At 65.4% G+C, this 6349-nt stretch carries 11 protein-coding genes; all 11 read left to right on the top strand.

The window, feature by feature from the left end; all coding sequences use genetic code 11:
* The first annotated feature begins 75 nt into the window (after positions 1–75).
* A complete protein-coding gene (locus tag KBZ15_RS16120) occupies positions 76–636 on the top strand; it encodes an adenylate kinase (protein WP_255016209.1) in 561 nt (186 codons plus the stop codon).
* A 64-nt stretch (positions 637–700) separates the two neighbouring features.
* Positions 701–814 carry a 50S ribosomal protein L36 gene (rpmJ, locus tag KBZ15_RS16115; protein WP_006173336.1) on the top strand — a complete coding sequence of 38 codons (114 nt, stop codon included), beginning with the start codon at positions 701–703 and terminating at the stop codon, positions 812–814.
* Between the two features lie 97 nt (positions 815–911).
* The gene (rpsM, locus tag KBZ15_RS16110; RefSeq protein WP_197147992.1) at positions 912–1277 is read left to right on the top strand and encodes a 30S ribosomal protein S13; all 366 of its coding nucleotides are present in this window, start codon (positions 912–914) and stop codon (positions 1275–1277) included.
* Between the two features lie 74 nt (positions 1278–1351).
* The gene (gene rpsK, locus KBZ15_RS16105) at positions 1352–1744 is read left to right on the top strand and encodes a 30S ribosomal protein S11 (protein ID WP_254932500.1); all 393 of its coding nucleotides are present in this window, start codon (positions 1352–1354) and stop codon (positions 1742–1744) included.
* Between the two features lie 56 nt (positions 1745–1800).
* Positions 1801–2739: a DNA-directed RNA polymerase subunit alpha gene (locus KBZ15_RS16100; RefSeq protein WP_255016208.1), complete on the top strand. Its 939-nt coding sequence runs from the start codon at positions 1801–1803 to the stop codon at positions 2737–2739.
* A 44-nt stretch (positions 2740–2783) separates the two neighbouring features.
* A complete protein-coding gene (rplQ, locus tag KBZ15_RS16095; protein WP_255016207.1) occupies positions 2784–3134 on the top strand; it encodes a 50S ribosomal protein L17 in 351 nt (116 codons plus the stop codon).
* A 19-nt stretch (positions 3135–3153) separates the two neighbouring features.
* The gene (gene truA, locus KBZ15_RS16090; RefSeq protein WP_255016210.1) at positions 3154–4056 is read left to right on the top strand and encodes a tRNA pseudouridine(38-40) synthase TruA; all 903 of its coding nucleotides are present in this window, start codon (positions 3154–3156) and stop codon (positions 4054–4056) included.
* Between the two features lie 81 nt (positions 4057–4137).
* A complete protein-coding gene (gene rplM / locus KBZ15_RS16085; protein WP_197147987.1) occupies positions 4138–4590 on the top strand; it encodes a 50S ribosomal protein L13 in 453 nt (150 codons plus the stop codon).
* Complete coding sequence (gene rpsI / locus KBZ15_RS16080) at positions 4587–4988, top strand: 30S ribosomal protein S9 (protein ID WP_197147986.1); 402 nt, start codon at positions 4587–4589, stop codon at positions 4986–4988. The genes rplM and rpsI overlap by 4 nt, the downstream gene beginning before the upstream one ends.
* Before the next feature lie 32 nt (positions 4989–5020).
* On the top strand, positions 5021–5320 hold the full coding sequence (gene rpmE, locus KBZ15_RS16075) for a 50S ribosomal protein L31 (protein ID WP_255016206.1): 300 nt from the start codon (positions 5021–5023) through the stop codon (positions 5318–5320).
* A gap of 18 nt (positions 5321–5338) precedes the next feature.
* Positions 5339–6349 (top strand): peptide chain release factor 1 (gene prfA / locus KBZ15_RS16070; protein WP_255016205.1); only part of this gene is annotated, 1011 nt, incomplete at its 3' end.

Raw genomic sequence — 6349 nt, 5'->3', positions numbered from 1 at the left:
CAATAAGCCGGCCGATCCCAGCCGTTTGCGGTGCCCCCTTGCAGTGCCGTTTGGAGTTCAGTTTGCATTAATGACATGAAAAAACGTCTCCTGTTCCTCGGCCCCCCCGGCGCTGGCAAGGGCACCCAGGCGGAGCTTCTGGCCGCAGCCCACAACCTGCTGCACCTCTCCACGGGCGACCTGCTGAGGGCCGAGGTGGCCGCCGGCACCTCTCTTGGCATGGAAGCTGAGGCGGTGATGGCCAGCGGGGCCCTGGTAAGCGACGAGCTGGTGCTGGCGATCGTGCGCAGCCGCCTGGAGGCCCAGGCGGCCAGCGATGGGGGCGGCTGGCTACTGGATGGATTCCCCCGCAACCTGGCCCAGGCAGAGGCCCTGGGCCAGCTACTGGAGGAACTCCACCAGCCGATCGAGCTGGTGGTGCTGTTGGAGCTCGACGATGCCGTGCTGCTCCAGCGGCTGCTGGGTCGGGGCCGGGCCGATGACAACGAAAGCGTGATCCGCCACCGGCTCGAGGTGTACCGGGAGCAAACCGCACCCCTGATTCGCTACTACCGGGAAGCGGCCCTGCTCCAGTCGGTAGAGGCCCACGGCACGTTGGACACCATTGCGGCCCGCATCACAGGCCTACTGGCCTGAGCAGTCGAAGGAGGTTGACCCTGTGGTAGGTTGTCGGTTTGCAAATTCGGAGAGCACAACGCCCATGAAGGTGCGTGCCTCAGTCAAGAAAATGTGCGACAAATGCCGGGTGATTCGTCGCCACGGCAGGGTGATGGTGATTTGCACCAACCCCAAGCACAAGCAGCGCCAAGGCTGACCAGCCCTGGCCAGCCCCGCCTGGGGGCCAGCTGTTTTCGATTAATTCCCGCTCCGCTTCGGCGGCAGCGGATCTTGCCCCCTCATTGATTTCCCCCGTGGCTCGGATTGCCGGCGTAGATATCCCTCGCGAAAAGCGCGTTGAGATTTCCCTCACTTATGTGTATGGCATCGGTCTTACCCGTGCCCAGAAGATCCTGAGCAAAACCGGGGTCAACCCGGACACCAGGGTCAAGGACCTCAGCGACGCCGACGTTCAGAAACTGCGGGGTGCCGCCGAGGCCTTCACCCTCGAAGGTGACCTGCGCCGCCAGGAGGGCATGGCCCTCAAGCGCCTCCAGGACATCGGCTGCCTGCGCGGCCGCCGTCACCGCATGGGCCTGCCCGTGCGGGGCCAACGCACCCGCACCAACGCCCGCACCCGCCGGGGTGCCCGCAAAACCGTGGCCGGCAAGAAGAAGTAGGCGCCCTAGCCCTTCCCTTGTCACCCTCCCTGCCCGTTCCCTGATCACCTCCTGCAGCAGCAGGCCTTTCCGCCATGGCCAAGCCAGCCAAAAAATCCGGCGCCAAGAAAACGAAGCGCAACGTGCCCAACGGCATGGCCCATATCCAGAGCACCTTCAACAACACGATTGTGTCGATCACCGACACGGCCGGAGAAGTGATCTCCTGGAGTTCGGCCGGCGCCAGCGGCTTCAAGGGGGCCCGCAAAGGCACTCCTTTCGCCGCCCAAACCGCCGCCGAGGCTGCGGCCCGCAGGGCGCTCGAACAGGGCATGCGTCAGATCGAGGTACTGGTGCGTGGCCCTGGCTCAGGCCGGGAAACAGCCATTCGGGCCCTGCAAGTGGCCGGCCTGGAAATCACCCTCATCCGCGACGTAACCCCCCTTCCCCACAACGGCTGCCGTCGCTCCAAGCGTCGCCGCGTCTGAGTCGGCGCCCCGCGCTTGCCCCCAGGGCCATCTCCAACCTTTCGAGCCTTCAGACCGTGCTGCATTATCAAATTGATCGGATCGAGCATCAGGTCGTCGAAGACCGGTCCCAGACGGGCACCTTCCTGATTGGCCCCCTCGATCGCGGCCAGGCGACCACCCTGGGCAACGCCCTGAGGCGGGTGTTGATCGGCAGCCTTGAGGGCAGCGCCATCACCGCCGTTCGCATCTCGGGTGTCAACCACGAATACGCCACCGTGCCCGGGGTGCGCGAAGACGTGCTCGACATCCTGCTGAACTGCAAGCAGATCTCGGTCAACAGCCGCAACCGCGACCTGGAAATCGGCCGCCTGGTGGTGAATGGCCCCGCCACCGTCACCGCCGCCGACCTCCAGTTCTCCTCCCAGGTTCAGGTAATTGACGGCGGCCGCCTGATCGCCACGGTGGCCGAAGGCCACAGCCTGGAGATGGAGGTACACGTGGAACGGGGCGTGGGCTACAGACCGGTCAATCGCCACAGCGAAGATACGAGCGCCATCGACCTGCTCCAGATCGATGCGGTGTTCAAGCCCGTGCGCCGGGTCAACTACACCGTGGATGAAACGGCCGTCGGCGAAGGGGGGTCTGCCCGTGAGCGCCTGCGCCTTGAGATCGAGACCAATGGCAGCGTCACCCCTGACGACGCCATGGCCCAGGCTGCCAACCAGCTGATCGCCCTGTTCCAGCCCCTGGCCAGCCTGACCCTGGTGGAGGAGCCCGGCATCGAACCGGAGCCCTCAGCCGAGACCCAGATCCCCCTCGAGGAGCTCAACCTGTCGGTGAGGGCCTACAACTGCCTCAAGCGCGCCCAGGTCAATTCCGTGAGCGACCTGATGGGCTTCAGCTACGAAGATCTGCTCGAGATCAAGAACTTCGGCTCCAAATCAGCCGATGAAGTGATCGAAGCGCTCGAGCGCATCGGCATCACCCTGCCCCAGAGCCGCACCAGCGCCTGAGCGGCGCCCCCGTTTCCCGACACGCCCCCCACCAGCCCAGTTCCATGCGACACCAGTGCCGAGTCCCCATGCTGGGACGCCCCGCCGACCAACGCAAAGCGATGCTCAGGGGGCTCACCACCCAACTGATCCGTGAAGGCAGGGTCACCACCACCAAGGCCCGGGCCAAGGCCCTGCGTGACCAAACCGAACGCATGATCACCCTGGCCAAGGATGGCAGCCTGGCGGCCCGCCGCCGCGCCATCGGCTACATCTACGACAAGCAGTTGGTGCATGCCCTGTTTGACAAGGCCCAGGACCGCTATGGAGAGCGCCAGGGTGGCTACACCCGCATCATCCGCACCGTGCCCCGTCGGGGTGACAACGCCGAGATGGCCATCATCGAGCTGGTCTGAAGACCGCGCCAGCACGGCGATCGAGGCGCCCCTGCGCCGGATTGCCCTGTGCCTGCAGTACGACGGGGCCGCCTTCTGCGGCTGGCAGCGACAACAGAACGCCCCCAGCGTGCAGGCCACCCTCGAGCAGGTGATCTCGGGCCTGGATCCCCAGGGCCCTGGCCGCACCGTTGCAGCAGGTCGCACCGATACGGGCGTGCATGCCGCCGGCCAGGTAGTCCACTTCGACAGCGCCGGGCCGATTCCTGCCGGGCGCTGGGCCAAAGCCCTGAACGGGCGGCTGCCGAGCTCAATCCACGTTCGGGCAGCCACCGAGGTGCCAGCCAGCTGGCATGCCTGCTTCAGCGCCACCTACCGGCGCTACCGCTACACGATCCACAACTCCTGCAGCGCCAATCTCTTTCTGGCTCCCTGGACCTGGCATCGATACCAGCGGCGATTGGATGAGGCGGCTATGGGTCGGGCCCTGGCGGCGATGCTGGGGGAGCATGACTTCTCCGCCTTCCAGCGGGCCGGCAGCAGCCGCGCCCACGGCCGCACCACCATGCAGGAGGTGCACATTGATCGGCAGGGCGATCTGATCACGGTGGAACTCCAGGCCAGCGGCTTCCTCTATGGCATGGTGCGACTGATTCTGGGCCAGCTTGTGGCCGTGGGAGAAGGGCGGCTGAGCCTCGATGCGCTCGAACGCCGCTGGCGGGAATGCCGGCGGGGGGAGGTCAAGGAAGCGGCCCCCCCCCAGGGCCTGTCCCTGCTGAGGGTTGGCTATCGGGAGCCCATCTTTCCCAGGGCCGCCTGGTATGATTGCCAACCGCGGTACCAGCTCGAGTCCTCCGATTCCCCGGTGCTCCAGCCTGTTTCAACCGTCCTTCCAGCCGATCCTGTGCCGCTGCCAACCGGGGGCGCGCCGGTCAAGCGGTAAGGTCACTGAAACTGGACGTTGGCTTGCCAACGAACTGCTGTCCTGCCCCACTTCCGGCCTGCCGGTGCCCGCTCAGGCGACATGAACAAGACCCCCATCCCCTCGATTGATTCCCTCGACCGCCAGTGGTTCCTGGTGGACGCTGAGAATCAAACTCTCGGCCGCCTGGCCAGCGAGGTTGCCCAGGTGCTACGCGGCAAAAACAAAGCCTGCTTCACCCCCCACCTCGACACTGGCGATTTCGTGATCGTCATCAACGCCGACAAGGTGAAGGTGAGCGGTAACAAGCCCACCCAGAAGCTCTACCGCCGCCATTCCGGCCGCCCCGGTGGCATGAAGACCGAAACCTTCGCCCACCTCCAGGCCCGGATCCCCGAGCGGATTGTGGAGAAGGCCATCAAGGGCATGCTTCCCCACAACGCCCTGGGCCGCCAGCTGTTCCGCAAGCTGAAGGTTTACAAGGGCACCGACCATCCCCATGCTGCCCAGCAACCCCAGGTTCTCGCCCTCGACCCCGCCACTGCCGCCCAATGAGCACCAATAAAGTCGTCTACTGGGGCACAGGTCGTCGTAAAACGGCTGTCGCCCGCGTGCGGGTGGTTCCGGGCACCGGCACCGTAACCATCAACGGTCGCCCCGGCGACAACTACCTCAACTACAACCCCGTCTACCTGGCAGCGGTCAAGGCGCCCCTGAAGACCCTTGGTCTTGCCACCGAATACGACCTGCTGGTCAACGTGCACGGTGGGGGGCTCACCGGCCAGGCCGACGCCATCAAGCAGGGCGCGGCCCGTGCCCTTTGCGACCTGTCCCCAGACAACCGGAAGCCGCTCAAGACCGAAGGACACCTCAGCCGGGACCCCCGGGCCAAGGAGCGCCGCAAGTACGGCCTGAAGAAAGCCCGCAAGGCGCCCCAGTTCTCCAAGCGCTGATCTCTTCTCCTCGCCAATCCCACATTTTCGTCATGCCCAAGGCTGATATCCATCCCACCTGGTATCCAGAGGCCAAGGTGATCTGCAACGGAGAGGTGGTCATGACCACCGGCTCGACCTCCCCGGAACTCCATGTAGATGTGTGGAGCGGTAACCACCCCTTCTACACCGGTACCCAGAAGATTCTCGACACCGAGGGACGGGTAGATCGCTTCATGCGCAAATACGGCATGGGTGGGGTTGACTCAGGTGCCGGTGCAACCGCTGGCGCCAAAAAAGCAACCCCTAGCGAAACCGCTGCGGAACCTACCCCTGCAGCTCCGGAAGCCTGATACCTGGGCCTGGCCTGATTGAATCCCTCCCTGCTCCATGAGCGCCTAGAAACGGCTCGCTGCACCTTCGAGACCCTCGAACGCCAGCTTGCCGATCCGGCCGTGGCATCCAACCCCAGCCAGTTGCAGGCGATTGCCCGGGAACGGTCCCGCCTCGAGCCCCTGGTGCTCGACCATCTGCAACTCCAAAAGCTCGAACGGGAAGAGCGCGAAGCCCGGGCGCTGCTGAAGCAGCACCGAGGCGACCTCGCCATGGAAGAGCTGGCCCAGGAGGAGCTCACCTGCCTGGCCGGCTCAATCGGCGCGCTCCGCGCCAAACTCACCCTGGCCCTGCTGCCCCAGGATCCCCGCGATCGGCGCAGCGTGATGCTGGAGATCCGGGCCGGGGCCGGGGGGGATGAAGCCGCCATCTGGGCTGGAGACCTGGCCCGCATGTACGAGCGCTACGCCCAGAGCATGGGCTGGCGGGTCGAGCCGGTGAGTGCCTCCGAAGCCGAGCTTGGGGGGTATAAGGAATTGATCCTGGCGGTCGAGGGAGAAGGCGTATTCAGTCAGCTGAAATTCGAGGCCGGAGTGCATCGGGTGCAACGGGTGCCGGCCACCGAAGCCCAGGGCCGGGTCCACACCTCCACCGCCACGGTGGCCGTGATGCCGGAGGCTGACCCAGTTGAGGTGCAGATCGATCCCACCGAGATCGAGATCAGCACCGCCCGCTCCGGCGGGGCCGGGGGCCAGAACGTCAACAAGGTGGAAACGGCCGTGGACCTACTGCACAAACCCACCGGCATCCGGGTGTTCTGCACCCAGGAGCGCTCCCAACTTCAGAACCGGGAACGGGCCATGGAGATCCTGCGGGCCAAGCTCTACGAGCGCCAGCTGGCCGAAGCCAATGCCGTGCAGCGTTCGGCCAGGTTGGCCCAGGTGGGCAGCGGCGATCGCAGCGAGAAGATCCGCACCTACAACGTCAAGGACAACCGCACCACCGATCACCGCCTGGGCAAGAATTTCGCGCTTGAACCCATCCTCAAT

The organism is Cyanobium sp. BA20m-p-22 (assembly GCF_024346275.1).
Lineage (GTDB): Bacteria > Cyanobacteriota > Cyanobacteriia > PCC-6307 > Cyanobiaceae > Cyanobium_A.
The sequence above is the reverse complement of the archived record's forward strand: the minus strand, read 5'-3'. Positions and strand labels throughout refer to the sequence as shown.